Origin of the sequence: Halovenus anhuiensis, from assembly GCF_037080055.1 — an archaeon.
Lineage (GTDB): Archaea > Halobacteriota > Halobacteria > Halobacteriales > Haloarculaceae > Halovenus.
In genome coordinates this window covers 23107-44718 of record NZ_JBAOJI010000012.1, presented here as the reverse complement: position 1 = coordinate 44718, position 21612 = coordinate 23107, and the positions used below count along the sequence as shown (strand labels likewise).

Below are 21612 nucleotides of genomic sequence, written 5' to 3'. Positions count from 1 at the left end.
CGAGCAGAGGCACTCGTCTTCCGAGAGATCACGGACAGAAAGCAGTACGAACAGCAACTCGAACAGATCGCCAGCACGTCGAGACAATATCTCCAGAGAGCATCACACCGGAGGACTCGTGATACAGCGACATGTGTTGGTGTGAGTGTCCCGGGGTGTGGACGACTTCACAGTCGTAAGGACCGAGAGTGATCGTATCCCCATCTGTGACGACTCGGTCGAGATTTACCGAATCGGTCGCGTACGAGACATCGATCGGAAAGTAGCGGTCGTCTGCCTCTGGTTTTCCCTCGGTCAGTCCCGAAGAGAACTCAGCCATCTCCGTTCGAGCGTCGCGGAGATACTCGTCGAACTTCGTGAGAAGTTCGTCCGAACCAGTGAAAACTGTGTGCGGAAGATTAGTAATGCGGTCGATAGTCAGGGACCCACCAACGTGGTCGATATGCGGATGAGTGAGAACGATCCGTTCGATTCCGTCTAGCGAGCCATCGAGGGCTTGTCGAATCGAGTTACGTGACTCTTGACACGGGTGACCAGTATCGATCAACGTCTCCCCGATCCGATAGACGTTCACCGTTCCGTAGTGTGGCTGAAACAGTTCGAACCGCTCGTAGTCCATACCCGACATACCGCGGCCAGGGTTTAAGAAAGTCGCCCCAGAGTTGTGTCAGACGTGTCCCAGGGTTACCTGGCGGTGAGCCTCAGTGGTCTGGAAAACCGGATTGTCGGGAAATCAAGCCAGGTTGCAATGGTGGGCAGCACAGATCACGGTACCCGGTATCAAGAGGGCCATCGAAGAAAGACGGGAGAGAGTTAGAGAGCTCTTAACCAACGGACAAAGGTAAGCACGGTTCGTTGGTTAAGATTTCTCGTGGATCCGTGGAGTCACCAGAAAGAGTGTATACACTGTATTTGGTTGTAGACAGTTCAGTCGACATCCGGGCAGGATCGAAATCGTCCCCAGATTGCACGTCGGTCGGCCACAAATCGATAGCCCCGTTCCCGGATGCTCTCCCAATAGGGGAACAGACGAGCGAGTCCGGCAGCACCGCGACCCACCAGTCCGCACCGGACCAGACACTGTTCGACAGCTTCGCCACACGAGTAGACGGCATCGTCGGTCAGCAGGTGCATACAGTCCTCGTATTCAGTCGGGAGGCGGGCCCGCTGGTCGGGAGTGAGGTCGGCGAACCCAACCGGTTCAAAGTCGCCCAATTTGAGAAACCACCGAACTGCGTACATACAAAATCCGCAGTCGTCGTCGTACACGAGCCGTGGCGTCGCCATATATCTGAAGTTATGTTCCAATTACTTGAGTGTGCTCCAGAGTGGGAACCAGATCGACCCTGGGTACAGTTACTGCGAGGCCGTCGATGAGGGGGCCCTGGCCGAAACGCGGAACTCAGAGATAAGCGTCTGTAGCCGGTCGGCCTGCTCACTGAGTGCGGACACCCCGTCGGAGATTTCGGTCACGGACGCCGACTGCTGTTCGGCGGCAGCGGAGACGCTCGCGGCCTCCTCCGTGATTTCCTGTCCAATCGAAGACACCTCTCTGACCATCGCGGTCACTTCTTCGGCGCTTGCGGCCTGGGCGTCTGTCGTTTCGCTGATCTCCGCGATTCCCGTGTCGGTCTCGGCTGCATTCTCTCGAACCGTCTCGAGCGAGTCGGCGACGGACTGGACGGCATCGACACCCTCGTCGATTCGGCCGGTGGCACCTTCGACCTCTTCGACGGTCGTCTTGGTCTGTGCCTGCGTTTGCTCGATGAGTTGTTCGATTTCGGTGGCAGCGTCACGGGTCTCTTCCGCGAGGCTTTTGACTTCGTTCGCAACCACCGCGAACCCTTCACCGCTCCCATCACCGCCTGCTCTGGCTGCCTCGATGTTGGCGTTCAGCGCGAGCATATTCGTCTGCTCGGCGATATCCGTGATCAGTCCGGTTATCTCCCCGATTTCGTCCATCCGCTCGTCGAGTTGTCTGATGTTCTCGGCGGTGGTATCGACTGTCCGTTTGACTGCCTGCACGTCTTCGATCGCTTGCTCGGCGATTTGTTCGTTCTCCTCGGCGACGGCTGCCGTCTGCGTGGATCGTTCCGCGACCGACTGTGCCGAGGCCGCGACTTCCTCAATCGTTGCCGACAGATCCGTAACCTCTTCGGTCACCTGATCGAGTTTCGCTTGCTGGTCGTCGGCACCACCTGCAATCTCTTGGATCGACTCGCTGACGTCGGCGCTCGCCTCCTGGACCTCTCGCATCCCGATATCGGTGCTCTCACTCGTCGTGTCGACTTCCTCGGCAAACGACTGGATCTCCGACATTGCGGTCTCCGTCTCGTCCATCATCTCGTTGAACGATTCAGCGATCTGTGTCATCGCCTCGCTTTCGCTTTCAGGATCGAGACGGACTGTCAGGTCGCCGTCTGCGGCCTTCGCCATCGTGGCGCTGAACTCGTTGGCTTTCGATTCGAGGCGCTCATTTAGCTCCTGAACTCGTTTCTGTTCTTTCTGGGCGTCGGCTTTGGCGCGCTGGGCCTCCAGTTTGGCCTGTTCCAGTTCGTTCTGCTTGGCTTCGAGATCGTCGATTTCGCTGCGGGTCTGCTCGACTTCGGCGAGTTGCTGCTGGACTCGTTCCCGAGACCGTTCCGTCGAGTACCAGTTTACTGTCAGCGCGGCTGCCCCCGCCAGAACGAACACCGCGTGGATGATGCCCCAGACGAACGGGCGCTGGATGGCGGCGATGTGGTTGTACACACGCGCTGGATTGATCAGGCCGAATACCGAGTGTGACAGCGCCACGATCCCGATTCCGATCGCGAAAGGGAGCCAGTCCTCGTACAGCGCCAGCACCATGATCGCCACGAAGAAGTGGAAATGCGCCTCGATGAACCCTCCCGACAGAAACACGAGCGAAGTCGAGGAGGCGATCACGCCGGCGGAACTGAACGCCGTGCGTGAGCGGCGACTAAACCCAGAATACGCCGCCAACAACCCGAGTACGGCAAGGACGGCGAGTTGTGCGGACACCCGCCACAGCGGAGTCTCGGGGATCTCTGCCCCGGTGACGAGCGTCTCTGTCCCGGAGAACAGTCCGAGCGCGAGCAAAAACGGAATGTGTGCGAAGTGAACGAGCAGGATACCCCGATGGCGACTCTGCCAGACCTCTTCGGGAATCGTCTTGCCGCTGGGAATGTATCTCAAAAACTCACGGAGTGACTCTGCACCCCCTGAAACTGGCTTGTCTGAATCGGTTATCCCCTCTGACATACTCACACTCTAGATAAGATCGTTCATAAGATTAACGCGCTAAATTCAACGTTTGATAACCTTCAGCCTCTGTATTAGACAGGCAAACCTGAGTAAATTTGTGAGACACAGTAGAACCTGAGCTACAACCCAAAAGAAAGATCTGTGCGAGGGAGGTGGATTGTTCGTGACCGATCAGTCCTGTGGGGTCGGTTCGGCCTCAGGTGCAACGTGAACGGTGTCGTCGGTGTACCGAGACCACAACAGCAGCAGACTCGGCAGCACGATCAGACTCACGAGGAACGACGTAACCAGCGCAATGACGACGATGGTGCCAAAACTCTGCAGTTGCGGGTGCGGAACGAGTGCAATAGTGGCGAAGGCACCGGCAGAGGTGAGGGTGCTCCCGAGCAAGGCCCCGCCCGTTCCAGTAACCGCAGCGTTCAGGGCTTCGACGGGTTTCTTCCCGGCGTCGAGTTCATCCGCGAACCGATCACCGACGTGGATGTTGTAGTCGATCCCCAGACCGATGACGAGACTCATCAGCAGTGCCGTCAGCAGCGTCAGCGGAATGTCCAACAGGAACATGCCGCCGATAACCAGTCCGACAACAAGCGTGATCGGGACGGCCACGACGGCACCGAGAGTGGCGCTGCCGTGCATCGACCAGAACACTGCGATCAGCGCCACTGCGATAGCCAGCAGCGCGATGACCATCGTCAGAACGATGCCGTCGATGATCCCGTCGAGGACGGCATCGTTGATCGCGAGCGATCCTGCGGCGGTCGCCGTTCGCTGGCCGTCTCCTTCCATCCTGTCGGCTCCAGCGTCGAGTTCCGGCACGACTTCGCTCGCTTCGGAGAAGTCGGCAGTCAGCGAGAGGGTGACCAGCACCGAGCGGTACTCGCCGTCCGTCCGCTCAACGACCTGCTCGGCAGTTCCGCTGTCCGCTGCGTAGAAGGCGTCGTACACTGCTTCCAGGTCCTCGTCGGGAATGCCGTCGTCGTTGGTGTCGTGCTCATCGAGCACGGCGGCGAAACTCTCGTTCTGTTCGGCCACGCGTTCCATCGCAGTCAGGGGGGACCGTTCCGCCGGGATACCGGATTGGGTGACCACCAGCCCTTCGTTTTCGATCTGTTCGACGCCGGCGTCGATGTCTTCGAGCGTGCTATCACTGGTCACTCCATCCACGACGAGAATTTGGGATTGTATCGCGTCGTCGGCGTTGGCGGGCTGGTAAGCCGCTTCGACGTGTTGTTGTTGCTGAAGCACCGTACTGGGTTCCCAGCCCAGCGGCCCCGGAAGCTGTTGTTTCCACTCTGCGACCTCGCCGTCGGACTGTTGGTAGCTCTCCTCGCTGAGTTCGGTCCACGCCAACCCTCCGAGACCCCCGATAACTACCGCGAGGACGAGCACGACCGGAGCGGCACGCTGTGCGAGCGTAACGCTTCCTTCGAGTGCCGGCCGGAGGTACGTCCCGTGGCCGAGTGCTGCTTTCCGGCGGTCGAGGCCGATCCGTTCGAGCAGACCGTCGATGCTGATTTTCAGTGCCGGCACAACCGTCGTGAAGATCACCAGCGCAGAGATTACCCCGAGCGTAATACTCACACCGAGATCACGGATCACTGCCAGCGGGTTGGCGAGATTCGCCAGGAAGCCGATGGAAGCGGTGATCGTCACGAGAATCAGCGCCGTCGTGACCAGCCGAACGCCGCGGTTCATCGGTTCGCGAATGCCATCGTCGGGCCCGCGCTGTTCTCGATACCGGTTGAAGATGTGGAAACCGAAGTCGATGCTCAGCCCTGAGATCAACACCACCGGAACGATCATCATCGTTCCTGCTTCGACCCCGAGCCAGCCCAACAGCCCGAAGGTCCACAACACGGAGAGGATGACGCCAGTCATCCCGACGATTACGTCGATCAGATCGCGGTACGCGAACACGAGGATACTCAGAATGACCAGCAACGCAATCGGCAAGACGAGTTCGACCATCTCGCCAAAGAAGTGCTGGCTCGCATCCCGGAGTGACTCGTCGGTCAGCGTGAACAGTCCAGCCTCCGAGTACTCCTGAGTCGTCTCGTAGAGTGCGCTGTTCGCGTCCTCCCGCGTTTCCTCGTCGGTGTCGGGGCCTGTGTCGAGCGCGACGAGCATCCGTCGATCTGTCGAAGAGGTTTCCTCACCGTGGTCGGTCGGGAGGAACTGCTGGGCACGCGGATCCTCCGAAATGACCTTGCCCACTAGCTCTTCGACCTGCGCTGCGCTCGCGTTCTCCAGTGCCTGCAACTGCTCGTCGAGCGTGGCGTTCGTATCACCGGCCGCCCGCATCGCGACGAGGTTCTCGATTCCGCGTACACCGTCGTCGTGCAACGCGGCCTGCACGTCCTCGTCGGTACTGATATCTTGCTGGTACTGCAAGCCGGCCAACAACGACTCCTTCGAGAGCGCATCACCGTCCTCGTCCCAGACGTAGACGGTCTGTATCGTCCGATTCTGTCGACGTTCCGAACTGTTTGTGTACTGCTGCTGGATGTACTGCTGCGTCTGCACCCGGTCGTTGTTCTCGAACTGATCGGGCGACGCGCCTGCCTGACTCGCCGTATCTAGCTGTGTGATTCCTCCGACGACTGCACCTGTGAGAACCAGCATCACCACGAGGGTGATCCGATTGTGTTCCGTGACGAAGTTGATGATTCGTTCTAAGACGTGTCGCATCGGTATGTTAGAAAGCACAATAGCTAGTTCCCTGGTAATGGATGCTAGCTATCCAGACGACCCAGACATTCACGACTAGTTATACAGACCCAGTCGATGATCGTGGCTAAACAGACTGCAGACGGACAACGACCACTCCGCCCGGCCGGTCCGAGGGGAACAGGAGTTCGCCGCCGAGCGATTCGGCGATCCAGTTCGACAGCCAGAGGCCAAGACCCGCGCCGTGAGCGAGTTGCGTCTCACCACCTGACTCGATGACTTGGCGTTCGTGGTCGGGGATGCCAGGGCCGTTGTCCGCGATTTCTATCTCGACAGTGTCCTCGGTTGGCGATTCGACGGCGATCGTGATCCGTGGCGACGGGTCGTCGTTGTGTTCGATTCCGTTCTCGATCAGTTCAGTTAGCAGTCGATCCAGAAGCTCTCGGTGCGAGCGTATCGAGACGCTCACGTCATCTGGGCATTCGATGTCGACACCTTCGTACTCCCCTTCGACCCGCTCTGCGACGGTCTGAATCAGATCGTCGAGCGCGATCACCGAGCGGGACTCGTTCGCTTTCGAGAGGACCGCTTCGACATCGCGGGCTTTCTCGCCCATCGCCAACAGCCCCTCAACCTGCGACCGCAGGCGGGCTCTGATCTCGGGATCCGCTATCTCGTTCGTGTAGGCAAGCGCCGTATCGAGGTCGTTTCGCAGGTTGTGCCGAAGGACACGGGTGAGTACTTGGAGTTGTTGTTCTCGAGTTTTTCGCTCGGTGATGTCGCGAAACCGGACAGTCGTACCGGCTGAGCCGTCCTCGCCAGTCTGGATCGGAGTGGCTGTCACCTCGAACTGTCGGGGCCCGTCCGGCGTCTGGAGGTCGACACGCCTGACGCTGCCGGGCGGCAGGCGAGACAGGTTCTCGAACACGGATGCGATGGGGCGGCCGATTGGGGAGTCGTCGGCGTGCTGTGCGATCCGCAAGGCTGTCGCATTCAGGTCGATGATCCGCTCGTCGCGGTCCAGAATGACAATTCCGTCTGCGAGGTTTTCGATCACCTCCTCGCGAGCGATGTACTCGGCACCTGGGAGCGGTCGAAAGAGGGGATAGGAGCGGATTGCGTAGGTGACTGCAACGGCGGCGATCAGAAATCCCACGAACGAGGTATCGACCGGCAGGAGGCTAACGGTGGTGCCGCCTTCGGTCGGTTCGGTGAGGCTGTTCACGAACACGAACACGTAGGGAGCCACCACGCCGACCGCGAGGCTCGCAACCTGTGCCGTCGAAACCTCTCTGTAGCGCTGAGAGAGTCTGACAAGGAGATACACCGCAAGCAGAAGAAGAGCGGTCACGTAGAGATAGACCAAGACGATGGTCGCCGGGATGACACCGAGAACGACTGAGGGGAGCAGATCACGGGCAAAGAGAACCGACGCGACGAGGAGGATTGCTCCGCCAAGGGGTGCGAGCAGAATTCCGATCTTTCGGCGCTCGGTGTATCGGTTGTGACCGGTGTAGAGGCGGACGTAGACGTAAAACAGGACCGGGGCGATGAGACTCGTGGCGACTCGACTCAGTTCTACCAGAGTCCAGCCCCACACAGACGGCCCCGAGGGGAGCAAGAACGTCCCCGGCACCAGAAGGAAAACGGCCCACAGAGACAGGCTCAGGAGTGACCACAGGAACGCATCAGCCACGGGGGATCCGCGATACCTGGCGGCATAGCCGGCGACCAGAACGACGAGGAGAGCGGTGACGATTCTCGACAGATCAAGGGCAACAGGGAGGGCGGTCATCTGGTTGCGAGAACTGTTTTATTACCAGATACAAAAAACGACGAGGTGGCAGCGTGGGCCACTCTGCGAGTATTTCAGTTGTTGATACGCAGAGGAATAGTTTGATACAGTCCGCTCTCACTACGCACGAGTATGTGTGTCACCCACACTATTGAGCGGCGGTTGAGCGAGTTACCGAGGAGGAGATAGCAGATGGCAATTGCTCTCGATGGAGTGGTGATCGGAGTCGTGTTCTCGTTGTTCGGACTGGGGTTGTTCGTCGCCGGGGTGCGGCGGTTTTTCTGGGCGATCTCGCTGTACCGCAACGCCGCGATGGCAGTCCGGGAGGTCCCGCAGGCCGAGGGTGCCGTCGAGTTCGACGGACAGGTCGTCGGCCCGGCAGACGGAGAGGCCTTCGAAGCACCGTTTTCCGGTGAAAAAGCGTTCATTTGTCAGATCTGGATGGAGAAGATGTCCCGATTCTCCGAGGACGGCGAGGCCGAGATCTATTTCGACGAAGATCACCGGAATCCAGCAGACACTGAGAAACGATGGGGACTGGCCGAATCAGACGAGATCCGTCAGCCGTTCGCCGTCGCCGATGGCGGCGCCCGCGTCGTCGTCGAACCGGAAGAGGCCAACCTCGATATCACCGGCCACATGGGTGAGGTTGTCCACGGAATCGAGGAAGGAGAATCTCTCTCTGAAGAGATCAAAGAGCGACTCGCTGCACTCGGCGAACGGGACACAAATTTCGACAGTGCACTCGAAACGTGGGACGACGAGGAAAGCGCGGTCAAGTACCGAGAGGCGCGACTGGAACCACAAGAGACAGTCCATGTAACGGGTGCAGCGGTCCAGAGCGTCCCCGAAGAGTGGGGAAGCGCCGTCGACGCGACAGTGGCCAAGTCGGACACTGACGACCGGTACATGATCAGTCGCGGAACTGAATCAGATGTCGTTCGACGGCACTTCGTCCAGTTCGTAACTGGAACAATTATTGGAGCGCTTCTGATGGCAGTGGGTGGCCGTGCGCTATATCTGGCGGTGCTGACCTGACGGGCGGTGAGCGATCCGGGACCTTACCAGGTCAGCCCCTCGTAGGTGACTCCCTCGCGACGTCTGATGATTCGTCTTCCGTCGACGATCACCGGCTGGGCCATCGCGTCGAACTCCTCGTCGAGAGCGGCGAATTCGTCCCAGTCCGTGACGACGACGGCGCCCGACGCCCCGTCGAGGGCTTCGTCGGGGGACGAAGCGTACTCGATGTCGGGGAACTGTTCGCGCATTTCATCCATCGCGACCGGGTCGTAGCCGACGACCGTGGCACCGCGGTCGAGTAGTCTCTCGATCACCGGGATCGCTCGGGAGTTGCGGATGTCGTCTGTTCCAGGTTTGAACGAGAGGCCGAGTACTGCGACTCGCTCGCCCGATACGTCGACGTGGTCGTCGAGCAATTCGAGCAGACGTTCCGGTTGTTGGTCGTTGACCGAGACGGCGGCGTCGAGCAACTGGGGCTCGTAGCCAGCTTCGCGTGCAGCGTGACGGATGGCGTCGACATCTTTCGGGAAGCAACTTCCGCCCCAGCCGACCCCACTTCGGAGGAACCGCTCGCCGATCCGGTCGTCCATCCCGATTGCATCGGCTACCTCGTAGGAGTCGACGCCGAACTCCTTGCAGATGTTCCCGAGATCGTTGATCAGACTGACCTTCGAGGCGAGGAAGGCGTTGTTGGCGTATTTGATCATCTCGGCCTCGGGCCGGCCCGTCTCGACGACGGGGATGTCCCAGTCTGCGACGATTGGCTCGTAGAGTCGGGCCAGTAGATCGAGCGCGCGCGTGTCACCGTCGGTCCCGACGACGATCTTATCCGGTTCCATGAAGTCGTCGACGGCGGAGCCTTCCCGGAGGAACTCGGGATTGACTGCCAGTCCAATCTCGTCGCCGTCGGTCTTGCCGGAGGCAGATTCGAGAATCGGTTTGAGTTCCGTCTCCGTTGTCCCGGGGATGACCGTACTCTTGACGACGGCGAGATGGTAGCCGTCTTTCTCACGCAGGGCGTTTCCGACAGATTCGATGCCGGCTTTCATCGCGCTCAGATCGATACCCCCGTCAGCTTCGTTTGGCGTCGGGAGCGCGAGCATCGTCAGATCCGTCTCGGTAATCGCATCATAGTCGGTCGTGGCCTGCAGTGTCGACCCGCCGTACGCCGAGACGAGCGCATCCAGTCCGGGTTCGTGGATCGGCGACTGCCCGTCGTTGATTTGCTCGACGACACCTTCGTCGATATCGATATTGTACACTTCGTGGCCCATGTCGGCGAGACACGCCGCGACGGTCGTTCCGACGTAGCCGCTCCCGACAATACTGACTTGCATTACTCTCCCCTATTACCAGCATTCTCTTGAAACGTTGTGTTTGGGATTTCTGCTGGCGGTTTCTTTGAGAGTATAGATACGCCAGTGAGGTTATCGGGTTTGGATCACTCAAACCCTGAGCAGGGTGGTCGTTTGAGCCAAGTTGGGACAGTGCTCCGTCTTCGATGCTGTGGTTTGGTATCTAAGCGGCGAACTCCCATGTGCCCCGTCGCTACTCATCACGGGACGCTACAGTCGTTTGTCAGAGCCAAGGGGGCGGTTGTCCAGCTCACACCATCGAGAGTTCTTAACCAACATAGTGAGGATTTCTCTCCAATGTTGGTTAAACATTCCCGAGATAGCTGCGCGAGGGGGCGGCTGTTCCAGAGAGAATCTAGCGGTGTTATATACTCACAAGTCAACCGGAGAGAGCAGTTGTCCGGCGACCATGGCGAGTCGAGTTCGAGAAAATAGATTTCTGAGCAGCCGGAATCAGGACACAAGTAAAGACAGTACCGACACCCAGTTATCAAACGTACGATGAGAACCGCGTAATTATCGAGGGAAGCTATCAAGATCGTTCCCAGCTATCGAGACCAGCCTGCTGTGGCGACGTGCCATCCTCTGTTCCCTGAGAGTCGAACGTATCGACGAGTTCGACGGGGAGGAGGTTGTCAGCGTTGCCCGACGTTGGGTTCGTATCTCCGAGAATTTGAATGATCATGTTGTACTCGACCTTCTCGAGGGCGTATTTGAATCCAGATTCACCCGGTCCCTTGTATGCGTCCTGTCGATCAACGAGACCGAGTTGAGACATCTCCTTCAGATAGTCCGCGACGCGCCGTGGGACGTTCGAGTTATTGAGCAGGCTCCCGGAGAACCGCTTGTAAGTGGGATAGAGATCAGCTCGGGAGATGGGCGTCTCGTCGCGAAGGTCGTGGTACATGATCGCAGCGAGAACGAGCTTTTCCTGATCACTCAGATCGTCGGTCACTTCGTAGACCCTGTCGCGTTCTTTCTCCTCGTGGGCAGATCGGACGTGTTCTGGCAAAACAGTCCCTTCCTCGTCTTTTTTTGCTTTCATTCCGGCTTTCTGTAACAGGTCAATTCCATAGCGGGCGTCACCTCCCTGCTTCCGGGCAAAGGCAGCGGCAAGCGGAATAGCCTCTTCGTCGATCATACCATCTTTGAACGCTTTCGACGCGCGTTGGCTGAGAATCTCTCTCAGTTGGGAGGCGTCGTACTTTTTGAATGTGATCTCTTTCAGGCGGAGCGAGGAGTCAGTCTTCGACTGGATACTTTCTTTGTACCCGATATCGTTGCTGATCCCGATTACCGAGGGTAAGATATTTTCGACGCGTCCGGTGTTGCGGCTCCGCGGAATTTCGTAGAGGAGTTCGTCTCTCGTTCCGATCCGATCCACTTCGTCGAGGATCACCGTCACGTAGTCCGTCACCGCATCCGGCGGCTGGAGGTCATACTCTTCATGGAAGAGATCGACAATTTGTTCTCGTTCACGGGCGGATAGAGAGTACCCAGCATCATCAAGAACACTCGTTGCGATGTCTTCACCGGAGAGTCGACTGGGAAGCTCTCTCCCGATTGTGGCTTCGATGTTCGATTTTACCGTTTCGTCGTACTGTTCTTTGATCGTGTGCCTGTAGGTCGTATTCCGATAGGTCAACCGATCTAGAGTCTCGAAGACGATATCGTAGACTCGTTCTTTCGGGAGTCCCGAACCCGGGAGTGTCTCACGCCCAATTTCGAGTTGCCGGTGAAGATAGTCGTAAGCAGGATCAGAGAGAAACTCGTTAGCAATTGCAATCGCGGCCTGATAGGAACTGCTGAGTGATTCACAGTTCTGGTAAATAAACGTCGCGTGGACATCGTTGTACTGCTGGAGAGCAGTCTCGAGTTGCTGTTGTTTGAATTTTACAGAAACAGTCTTGCCTGTCCCGCTAATTCCGTATATGAAGGCGTTAACTGGCTGTTCGTTATCAACGATTTGCTGGAAGACCTCACTGATCTCATCGAGCTCATCGTCTCGACCGAGGACACGTTCTGGGATGTAATCCTCCGCGAGAACCTCCGAGTTGGCAAACGGCGACTCTTCGGTTCGGGTGAACGTCATCTTACCCTAAGATGGGAGACCGGACAAATATAAAACCACTAGTTCATTCCTTTCATTCCTTTCATCCCAACCCCCACTTTTTCATTCCACGGCGTTAGTATAAATACCCCACCCCCCACTATTTCATCCCAAGCCGGTTAGAATGTAACTACCACTCCCCACCGTTTCATCCCAGATCGGAAGAGGGAGAAGGTTAATTGATGATTACCGAGTGAAACTACGGTACGATCAAAGCAAGGACCCAGTTTGGTCATAGTTGACGATTGAGTGCGAAACGAGTACCATCACCGAAGCTGTCTTCGAGAAGAGCTGCAACTGAGTTTTTATAACCCCCCTCCCCCCACTTTTTCATACCAAACTGGCCTCAGGAGTAATGGCAAAACTGAGAGGCGGCAATAATTACACTGGTATATTATAAATAGAAGAAAAAAAAGGAGAAATATCTGAGCGGTAGATTCGAAAGTTAGATTAAGAGGGATTGATGAGGGTAATATCTGTATATTGGGACTGTTGCAGAAGAAAGAAAGATTATCCTTTTACACAAGAGTTAAGTTGTATTATTACACTTGCCTTAGTCTAGTTCTAGTCTAGTTTTAGTATAGTTCCAATCTAATTCTAGTCTAGTACTAGTCAGGATTTAGTTTACTTTTAGTTTCTATACTTGCTAGTGCGTATGAGTCTATTAGTGCGATTAGTCTCTCTGCACTACGCCCTCTTTCAATTATTCCAGTGCTTGGTCTGTTTAGAATCGTAAACGCCGGAACGGACTCTCTCTGTTCTTTTTGTTCTTTCTTTTTTCTCGCTTAAGCCACGTCTCTGGCGGTTTCTCGGGTTCTCTCTTTAGTCTCAGACCTTCTCGACAATCCCGATGTCCGCCCTAATCTTCCGTATCACTGCAAATATTTCTGACTCTCACACCCCCTCCCCTCTTCGAGCCGTTTGGTATGAAAAAGTGGGGGGGGAGGGGTCGACATTCACTCTACCTGAAACTGGTGAAGCACTAGTCTCCTTTATGACTCAGCCATACTCATAATCCGGCATTGGTGTGCAAATTCGTCGTAGTGCACGTCTGCTCGTGATTCGGCACCAGTTCGTGACGGGTGAAATCCGATCTGACCACACTGATGGCAGATGATTTCGTACATACCATGAGTACCACTACATTCCTAATTATTAATTATGTACAACTTTCTGCTTCGAACAGTCCGCAAGCAACAGACCAACTCGCGGCAAAACTCTGTATACGATGTATAACAATGTCTTCCCTCCACGAGGTGAAAATATGAAACGCTCTCGAGGAGAGCTTCCTCAGTCGCTCGGCGTGAATCGCTCTCACAGTCCATCCTATCAGTGTTATCCTGAGCAACTAGAGACAATCAAGAGGTAATTCGACTGTGATTGTAACTATTCCTCAGCAATCTGTAAGAGCATTCAAGTTACTCACACCACATGATTGGAATAGGTCTGGGGAGTGTGATACAATCACAACCGAGCTAGGATCCGATCCCCGCCGAATACACCACGAAACAAAATAATGGATAAGAACCAATCCCAATCAGTATCAGAATCAGAGCAGCACCTGTCCGAACTCATGTCGGAGGCTGAACGAACAGCTGTTCGAACACTTATCCATGAGACGATAACCGAGTCGAGTATGGATCGTAACGGCACGATCGACTCGGTGTTCTCAGTTCTCTCTCACCCTGGACGCCGGTACGTTCTGACGTATCTTCTCCGTTCGGAGGGCTACGTCACGATGAGCGAAATTGTCGATTACGTAGTTCAAGTGACTGACACCGAACAATCTGAAGAAAAGTTTCGCCAGGAGGTGACGATCAACCTCACACATACTCATCTGCCTCATCTCGAGGAAGAGGGTTTTATAATGTACAATATGGAGCGTCAGATTATCCAATCTACAGAAAAGACAGCGCTCGCCGCCCCGTATCTCAAAGTTGCACTTCTGCAGCGCGAACGACTCGCCGAAGTCGCCGAATCGTGAGTTCCACCCAAATGATCTATTAAATCCGACTCGTGTGGATACCGATGGGCTCTCCGACCTTGCTAGCCAGTATGAGTTACTCCCTCGTCGGTAATGGCTCTGTGCTGGACATTGAGCAAGTCTTCGACATATCTTTCCGGCCGATACGTTTCTGTTTCAGTTGCGCACGGGAACACCCCTGCCAGCGACCCGTCGACATATACCCCTAGCGAAATCTCAGGTGGGATAAGAATCTCATGACGGTCGCCGGTCAGAGACGACGAGACTTGACGCCTGGTAAATCCGATCGGATTCATCTCTTCGTACCGCCATTCCCGGAGTGTTGCAACCGTTTCAAAAAGTGCTTCGGCTTCCGGAAGTGTTCGACAGTGTTCACAGGTACAAAGAGCATTTCCGAGAACGGTCACGTCGTAATCTGTAATTAGATCATTGCTGGACGCGAACAGGAGCCCTTCCACCAACTGACGGTGGCGATCGTGCTGGCCGGGTGCCGGAGCGAATGATCGAACAAACACGCGCACTCGATGATTGTTTCCCCTGTGGTTTCTCCCATACTCATTCCACCACTCTGCTATGGCTGAAGTTGACTCTCCGTTGTCCCGCGTTGTCTGTCGCATTCGTTTTCTGGCACCCCAATTGATTATCCAACCAATATAGTATAATAAACAATGGTAGTTTATCGAAATAATTCCCTGTTATTTTTGATAGATCCTACTTATTCCTATCGTTCAGATCGAAGCAGACTGTTCGTTCTCTGTGTTCCGATTGCAACTCTGTGTTAATTCGGGTCACGCCCGTCGGTCAAAACCACTGCTGACCAAGCCATAAAACGACCAGCATCGCCGTCTGTATTGCAAGTATGATTGTACTTATCAGCCAGGCTTGAGCGACTAAACCCCCAATAATGCCGCTGATTCCCAACAACCCAAGGATAAAATGGGCCCGTTGTACGTTTCGGTCCGACGGATCTTCTGAGTCGTACTCTTGGTACAGAGTATCGCCAACTTCGGTTAGAGTAATATCTCCGCGGTCTTTGTCGTACTCAACAACTCCCATCCGAGCCATCTTCGGGAGGTGAAACTGGTATAATCCGACATAAACCCGCTTTCGCTCCTCTGACGTAATCGCTTCAACTTTGATGTCATTCTCGATTGCTGTCACTTGGTTGGCAAGTTCGTTCAGCTTCACGGTCCCTTCGGCATCCTTCAGATACTGGAGAACGATCCGTCGGCGCTCGTTTTTCAGAATTTCAAACCGATCGTCCAGGGAAAGTGACTGTGACTTTGCTGTCGGTCCACTACCCCCTTGATCGGTCGAATCCGCGTATGTCTTGATCATATTCGTGAGGCCCACTTTCGGGATGTACTCAGCTCGCCGTTGAAACCGGTATTCATCGAACCGTTGTGTCGCCATCAGGCGACGGCACAATCTTCATCCACAACGACACCTGCTCCGACGCCGGTCATTCCTAACATTTCGATTAGCTGGAATGTATATACAAAAAGACAATCTTAAGCTATATATAAATTGTGTTGGAAAGTAGTCAATTATTTTTGACAGCGGTCCGGGGTGAAAATCCATAAAAACTGAGTAATTGAAGCGTACTCAGCCGACTAACAGCCCGTGTGTCCTGTGATCAATTTCGCCATGCAGACTGGCTGATGGCACTGGTTGGAGTTGATTTATAATCAATTAAACAGAAATAAAGACTGTCTAACTATTATGCCTGGTCTGAATATAATCAACGTATCAATGTCACAAGCGATCGACACGCAGGCTTCCGGGGATAAATCCACCACTGGTGAATACGAACTGTCTAAGTCGGAAGTGTTCGAGTTACTGAGTGCTGATCGTCGACAGGCGGTCTTACTCTACCTCGACTCGACCGATGGTCAAGCAGATCTTGGTGAACTTGCAGAACATATCGCTGCCCAGGAGTGTAGCTGCTCCCCTGCCGAACTCTCCTCCCAGCAACGAAAACGCGCGTACGTCGGTCTCTACCAGTGCCATCTCCCAAAAATGGCCGACGCTGGCGTCATCGAATACGATTCCGACCGGGGGACGGTTGCGCTTAACGACCGCTCTAACCGACTGCTCAAATATCTCTACTTCGAAGAAGAAGATCAATCCGACGAACCTGAAGGAGTTCTCGAACGACTTCTCGGCTAAGACACCACGCGACCAAGAAAAATGGCGGATTTAGACACCGGGCGCCACTCCTTGCATCATCTTGAATAGATCACTGTTCGCAGATTCGCGTGTGAGACCAATCACTAACCAACGTGTATTAGACCTCCTGCGACATTGGTAGCTGACTGTCCACGATCTATCGCAGTCAGTTCGGTACAGGGAAGCAGAATTTATCGGCGTGATCCTAAATCTATAAATGCATCGCCCTTCGCCGTGATCCATCGCGACATCTTGCGCATTTCATCGCCATTCGACTGATATATAGTACAGAGGTCCGGCTGATTCCGTCGTTGTTCAACCTGCGAGGCGAGTTTAATTTCACTGTTTCCTGATGCCGCTGAGTCTGGCATGATACAGTTAGTATTCGCGACCGGTCTACCGTTGTTATGAACTGTTTAATTGGGTCTCATCACTGAAATAGACACAGAAAATCTCGAAAACCACCGATGTTGACGATACCACTGCTGAATTCTCTTATGCCCCGCAGAGTGCGCCGATCGGATGTCTGAGCTAGGTGAAGGTGGTTGGTAACAAAGTACAAACTGCTCTAAGTGTTCATACGCCGGAACGCTGATACTTGGTCCCCGTCGATCCGTTCCGGCATCCCGTCGTGGTCTTGAACATGTCACTCCGACAGCTTTTCTCTGGTTCGGCCGACGCCGATTCGACCCCAGTCGGCGAGGCCGAACCGGACTCTCTCGTCGCGGGGTGGATCGGTCGTACCGAGTTCAAGCTATGGATTCTCACAATCGTCGTGATGCTAGTCGACGTGCTGCTCACTATCCACGGTCTCTCTCTCGGACTTCGAGAACGCAATCCAATTGCGAGAGTTGCTTTCGAGAGCGCAGGTCCGCTGGGATTGTTCGGACTGAAATTGATGGCAGTTGTAGTCGGACTCTCCTGTCGCCGACTGTGTCCCGATCGGGCCACAATCTTGATCCCTGTAATCCTCTTGATTCCATCCGCTATTGCGGTCGGGGTCAATTCAGCCCTGATCGCTGTAACACTCGGGTAAGCGGGTACTATCCGTTCAGCGGGGCGACTTCGAGTCGGCCACCTGCAGACACTCGTACCAAACAGTTAGAATACTCAAATTCGACTGCTCCCACACTTCGACCTGCTTTCCCCGCAGGTTTAAATAGATCGTCGAGTGCATCCGTATCGACTACTTCCCCGAGGGGTTCCATTTCGGTCGCATCCTGTCCAGTCATCGAGGCAACGGCCTCAACCACGGCAATCGGTACAGTATCGGTCTCGTCCCAACTGCCGACGTGGTTGTTCACACGTGTATCGGAGAACTTCGTCTCGGAATTATTGGCACTTATTTGTTTGTCTACGGGTTTCATACCGTCTCTCCAGGTTCTTGTATTGTATATGTATGAGCTTTGTGAATCAGCTTTCCTCCGAAACTGAGATAGCCAGTTTGTGTTTCAATCGATCATCTACTGTCGCAAGCGCTTCCACTCCTACGCACGTTCGAACGAGGAGCCGTGGTGAGTAAGCGATTTCCGTCTCATCTCCTGGCTGGAAATTCACTTCCCATGTAGCCACGCCCCTTCTGAACCGTACCTCTATCTTGTTAATGGTTGCCAAAATTCTGTATAGACTCTCTAAAACACAGGTTTACTCCGAAATGACTCGAGGGCTGGTTAACTCATCCCGCATGTATCCCGCAACGAATTTCAGTATTTATCTACTAAAAAAGAAATTAAACTGCCACAAGGGCTATTATAGTAGGAGATGGTTACCTGTTCATGCACGAGAAAGCAGAGCCTAGTGAGGACTCCTAATGACTGAGAAGCCAGACCGAAGATCAGGGTCGAATCGTTCGATGAATCAGACTGAGTCGCCCGACACAGGTGAAGAAATGACCAGAGAAGATTGGGAATCGGTCGCGACAGAGCCGGATAATAAGTTAGATCTCGGATATCAACTCTCAGAGTGGGAACAGTTCGAGGCACTCGACGATACAGATCAACTCATTTTCCTACCGAGTTCTGAAGCACAACTCGAAGATGCGGCTTTCGTTGTCGCGGCAGATGATAGTATCGTCGATCTAAATAGTCAGTGCTAACAGAACCAGAGGTCACTCCTCGATTTCGTCGACGACTGCGAGCTGCTCCTGGTATCTGTTTCTGATCGTCACCTCAGTCACCTGTGACACTTCGGCGATCTCCGACTGGGTACAGCGATTGCCGCAAAGCATCGCCGCGATATAGATAGCTGCCCCCGCAAGCCCCGTTGGTGATTTGCCCGAGTGGAGGCCCGCTTCGTTGGCGTCTTCGAGAATTTCGATTGCGCGGCGCTGAATTTCCCTTCCGACATCTAGTTCCGAGCAGAACCGCGGAACGAACTGCTTGGGATTGATCGGCTCCATTTCGAGATCTTGTTCGGCCATCAGACAGCGATACGTTCTCGCGATCTCGTTCCGATCGACCCGAGCGATCCCCTCGAATTCGTCGAGACTTCGAGGAATCTCTTGTTTTCGGCAGGCAATATAGAGGCTCCCGCAGGCGACCCCCTCGATCGAGCGGCCTTGAACCAGATTGTTTTCGAGCGCCTCCCGGTAAATCATTGAGGCTTGCTCGCTAACCTGTTCCGGGATTCCAAGGGCGCTTGCCATCCGATTGATCTCGCTGAGAGCGAGTTGCAAATTTCGCTCGCCAGCCTTGCTGATCCGAACTCGTTTCTGCCAGGTTCTGAGCCGCTTCATTGTCTCTTTCTTTCGGGGGGTGAGCGGCTTTCCATGGGCATCGGTGTCCTTCCAATCAATCTTCGTTGTCAACCCCCTGTCGTGGAGCATCTGAGTCATTGGCGATCCAACGCGAGACTTTCGCTGGTTTTCTTTGTGGGTGAACGCTGACCACTCGGCGCCTGTATCGATCATTCGGTTTCGAAGCACGCAGCCACAGTCCTCACAGACGATTTCCCCTCGCACATCGTCCGATCGGGTTGCGTCGCTTCCGCACTCAGGACACTCATCTGTCACCTCTTGCTGCGTTTCCGCTCTAGTGTTTGTGTAGACAAACTCACCGCTCATTGAGTTCACCTTGGCCTATGATCTGGCACAGTGGCTTTGTCTGCGAGCGTTCGCTGTTCGACCCACTCTTGTCCATATCGAGTTCTTGGTAGCTTTCGATATTGTTATAATGACTATACTTCCGCCATCATCGCGGATTGGTCCGGACCAATACGTTTCCTTTGAGGGAATATAATGGGAAGAATGCGGACTGAGTGCTCGACACGTCCCATGCTAGCCACGAACATGCCGGTCGGTTCCGCTACCAATTCGTCTGGATCTGTCGTATAATTAGCAAGGCCGTGTCCCTCACGTGAAAATAACAGCATGAAGTTGATCTGGTGTAGTCTGGCCCTATTTATTATAATATCCTCTTAAAAAGAGATAGAAAATTGAACGGACACAATAGATATACCGATAGCTGTCGATGACAAAGATAGAACAGAATGAATTTAACTTGCCTGTACGGCTCGGACATTCAAGAACGGGAAAGCCAACAATGAGCACAGACTGGGACGAAATTGGGTTCGTAATCAGCTCACGGTATCGCATCATCGCTCTCCGACGATTGGCGGTTGGGCCTGCGACGCCTTCACAGATCGCCACGGACGAAAGTGTCGGTATCGCTCACGTTTCGCGAGCGTTGCAAGATCTCCGAGACCGCTCACTTGTCGACCTCCTCGTCTCTGACGACCGGAAAAAAGGGCGAGTCTACGGACTCACCGAACGAGGACAGGAGCTCTGGGAGAAAATCGATAACGAAAACCTTGCAACCGAGTGAATTGGCGTTCCAACAGTGAAAATCGAACGATTGACGACCAGTCGTCGACACTTCTGATGCTAACTTCCCCGCCCAGTCGTCTCTTATGATACATCGTTATTGGTGACAAATGAAATGAGTTCTGAACCATACACCTCTCGATGGCCAACCACGCTCCGTGCGATCCGACAATGTGGTGCTCTCACTACAGAATTGGTCTCTGCTCTCGAAAACACTTCATTGAGTCACGTGACTACACTTGTCGACACATTCGAGCACGTACGCCGACAAACTGGAACGTAGGTAACTTCATTCCACGTTACCCAGCAATACTGACTCCCCCGGATCTAGATAACCGCCTGTTAATATGGATACAATCAGTATTTCTCCCATAAACTTGTGCAGTGTGGCGATTATTGGATATATACGTTCACTGTTGACTGTAATGTTGGGACGTTTTCCAATCAAGAGAAAAGTTCAGGGTATGTGTATTGGTCTCTAGTGACAACATACGCGTAAGCAAAATTTAATCAGGCGAATAATTACTATCTATACGTACCTGTTTATTCGCAATGATGACGCAGCATATTACCGAATCAGAAATGGAACGAATCGAGGAATTTGCGAACACGCCGGTATTTCGCAGAGAACCGGAGCAACTTCTCCCCGATTCAGAGACCATCAAGTCGTCCGATTAGGGAGTTCTGATTCACATATTATTGGTGCTTACCGCTTTGCTGGCGAGCATCGGTTATCCCTAACAAATTGTGCCGGTGACACAGCCAACCCGTAATGGACGTATTGGAGTGTTACCGGGGCTCAGAGAGCTCGTCAGGAACTGATTTTCGATTCCAGATTCGAATGGCTGTCTGGATAACGGCAGTCATGACGAACGCGACGATGACAATCGTGGCTGCGATCAACTCGGGAAAGAAATCAAAGAGAGCGGTTCCGGCCAACAACCCGGCACTTGCCATTGCGAGACCGACATAAATTCGCTGCCATGGGTATGATTGTTCGGTTGAATCGAGATACTGATCGATGTCAGAGGCCCCCTCGGAGAGGGCGATTTGACCGCTGTCTTTGTCGTAGTCGATCAAGCCGGCTTCTGCTAACCGTGGGACGTGGGTTTGATACAATGACACGTACACGCGTTTGCGCTCTTGTTCGGTGATATCGGATCGATTGGTATTGTTCTCCCAGGCGGCAACCTCTTCGGCGAGCTTTGTCAGTCGAACTGGTTCATCTCTGGTTCGCAAGTAGTACAGGACGTACCGACGCCGTGGATTACTGAGGATATCGAACACGACGTCTTGAGACAGGTCAGATTCAGTGGTACCCATGATGAATTCTCGATAGGCCGAGAAATCCGAACTACCCACTCGATACGGCGTCAGCCGATTGTGTACCTGGATGGGATACAGCGACAGTTCGTTCTCGGT

Annotated in this window: 19 protein-coding genes; 6 read left to right on the top strand and 13 right to left on the bottom strand. The window is 54.3% G+C overall.

The window, feature by feature from the left end:
• Positions 1–28 precede the first annotated feature (28 nt).
• From V8P86_RS17915 to V8P86_RS17895, 5 genes are all read right to left on the bottom strand, one after another.
• Entirely contained in the window at positions 29–619 is a 591-nt protein-coding gene (locus V8P86_RS17915) for an MBL fold metallo-hydrolase (protein WP_336328659.1), read from the bottom strand.
• 308 nt (positions 620–927) lie between these two features.
• On the bottom strand, positions 928–1287 hold the full coding sequence (locus V8P86_RS17910; protein WP_336328658.1) for a thiol-disulfide oxidoreductase DCC family protein: 360 nt from the start codon (positions 1285–1287) through the stop codon (positions 928–930).
• A 69-nt stretch (positions 1288–1356) separates the two neighbouring features.
• Positions 1357–3264, bottom strand: coding sequence for a methyl-accepting chemotaxis protein (locus tag V8P86_RS17905; RefSeq protein WP_336328657.1), 1908 nt, complete (start codon positions 3262–3264; stop codon positions 1357–1359).
• 174 nt (positions 3265–3438) lie between these two features.
• Positions 3439–5958 carry an efflux RND transporter permease subunit gene (locus V8P86_RS17900; RefSeq protein WP_336328656.1) on the bottom strand — a complete coding sequence of 840 codons (2520 nt, stop codon included), beginning with the start codon at positions 5956–5958 and terminating at the stop codon, positions 3439–3441.
• A gap of 106 nt (positions 5959–6064) precedes the next feature.
• Positions 6065–7732, bottom strand: coding sequence for an ATP-binding protein (locus tag V8P86_RS17895; RefSeq protein WP_336328655.1), 1668 nt, complete (start codon positions 7730–7732; stop codon positions 6065–6067).
• Between the two features lie 192 nt (positions 7733–7924).
• On the opposite strand from V8P86_RS17895, the gene V8P86_RS17890 reads away from it, so the two are divergent.
• Positions 7925–8770 carry a GIDE domain-containing protein gene (locus V8P86_RS17890; protein ID WP_336328654.1) on the top strand — a complete coding sequence of 282 codons (846 nt, stop codon included), beginning with the start codon at positions 7925–7927 and terminating at the stop codon, positions 8768–8770.
• A 23-nt stretch (positions 8771–8793) separates the two neighbouring features.
• Here V8P86_RS17890 and aglM read toward each other — a convergent pair whose 3' ends face one another.
• Both aglM and V8P86_RS17880 read right to left on the bottom strand, forming a co-directional pair.
• Complete coding sequence (gene aglM / locus V8P86_RS17885) at positions 8794–10089, bottom strand: UDP-glucose 6-dehydrogenase AglM (protein WP_336328653.1); 1296 nt, start codon at positions 10087–10089, stop codon at positions 8794–8796.
• A 550-nt stretch (positions 10090–10639) separates the two neighbouring features.
• A complete protein-coding gene (locus tag V8P86_RS17880; RefSeq protein WP_336328652.1) occupies positions 10640–12199 on the bottom strand; it encodes a Cdc6/Cdc18 family protein in 1560 nt (519 codons plus the stop codon).
• Positions 12200–13853: 1654 nt separating this feature from the next.
• Between V8P86_RS17880 and V8P86_RS17875 the strand changes: the two genes are divergently transcribed.
• Complete coding sequence (locus V8P86_RS17875; RefSeq protein WP_336328651.1) at positions 13854–14201, top strand: DUF7344 domain-containing protein; 348 nt, start codon at positions 13854–13856, stop codon at positions 14199–14201.
• A 62-nt stretch (positions 14202–14263) separates the two neighbouring features.
• Here the strand turns inward: V8P86_RS17875 and V8P86_RS19005 are convergent, their stop codons facing one another.
• The gene (locus V8P86_RS19005; RefSeq protein ID WP_442909429.1) at positions 14264–14818 is read right to left on the bottom strand and encodes an HTH domain-containing protein; all 555 of its coding nucleotides are present in this window, start codon (positions 14816–14818) and stop codon (positions 14264–14266) included.
• A 184-nt stretch (positions 14819–15002) separates the two neighbouring features.
• Entirely contained in the window at positions 15003–15614 is a 612-nt protein-coding gene (locus tag V8P86_RS17870; RefSeq protein ID WP_336328650.1) for a DUF7344 domain-containing protein, read from the bottom strand.
• Between the two features lie 339 nt (positions 15615–15953).
• Here V8P86_RS17870 and V8P86_RS17865 point away from each other — a divergent pair, with 339 nt between their 5' ends.
• Entirely contained in the window at positions 15954–16370 is a 417-nt protein-coding gene (locus tag V8P86_RS17865) for a DUF7344 domain-containing protein (protein WP_336328649.1), read from the top strand.
• Between the two features lie 191 nt (positions 16371–16561).
• Here V8P86_RS17865 and V8P86_RS19000 read toward each other — a convergent pair whose 3' ends face one another.
• On the bottom strand, positions 16562–16741 hold the full coding sequence (locus tag V8P86_RS19000; RefSeq protein ID WP_442909428.1) for a DUF7511 domain-containing protein: 180 nt from the start codon (positions 16739–16741) through the stop codon (positions 16562–16564).
• Positions 16742–17013: 272 nt separating this feature from the next.
• Between V8P86_RS19000 and V8P86_RS17860 the strand changes: the two genes are divergently transcribed.
• On the top strand, positions 17014–17406 hold the full coding sequence (locus V8P86_RS17860) for a DUF5658 family protein (protein ID WP_336328648.1): 393 nt from the start codon (positions 17014–17016) through the stop codon (positions 17404–17406).
• 7 nt (positions 17407–17413) lie between these two features.
• Here the strand turns inward: V8P86_RS17860 and ddfA are convergent, their stop codons facing one another.
• On the bottom strand, positions 17414–17737 hold the full coding sequence (ddfA, locus tag V8P86_RS17855; RefSeq protein ID WP_336328647.1) for a DdfA family disk-determining factor: 324 nt from the start codon (positions 17735–17737) through the stop codon (positions 17414–17416).
• A 521-nt stretch (positions 17738–18258) separates the two neighbouring features.
• Here ddfA and V8P86_RS17850 point away from each other — a divergent pair.
• Positions 18259–18465, top strand: a complete 207-nt coding sequence (locus V8P86_RS17850; protein ID WP_336328646.1) for a hypothetical protein — start codon at positions 18259–18261, stop codon at positions 18463–18465.
• 12 nt (positions 18466–18477) lie between these two features.
• Here the strand turns inward: V8P86_RS17850 and V8P86_RS17845 are convergent, their stop codons facing one another.
• Entirely contained in the window at positions 18478–19431 is a 954-nt protein-coding gene (locus V8P86_RS17845; protein ID WP_336328645.1) for a transcription initiation factor IIB, read from the bottom strand.
• A gap of 478 nt (positions 19432–19909) precedes the next feature.
• Here V8P86_RS17845 and V8P86_RS17840 point away from each other — a divergent pair, with 478 nt between their 5' ends.
• Positions 19910–20191, top strand: coding sequence for an ArsR family transcriptional regulator (locus V8P86_RS17840; RefSeq protein WP_336328644.1), 282 nt, complete (start codon positions 19910–19912; stop codon positions 20189–20191).
• Positions 20192–20979: 788 nt separating this feature from the next.
• On the opposite strand, the gene V8P86_RS17835 is transcribed toward V8P86_RS17840, so the two are convergent.
• A complete protein-coding gene (locus tag V8P86_RS17835; RefSeq protein WP_336328643.1) occupies positions 20980–21513 on the bottom strand; it encodes a DUF7344 domain-containing protein in 534 nt (177 codons plus the stop codon).
• Positions 21514–21612: the final 99 nt, after the last annotated feature.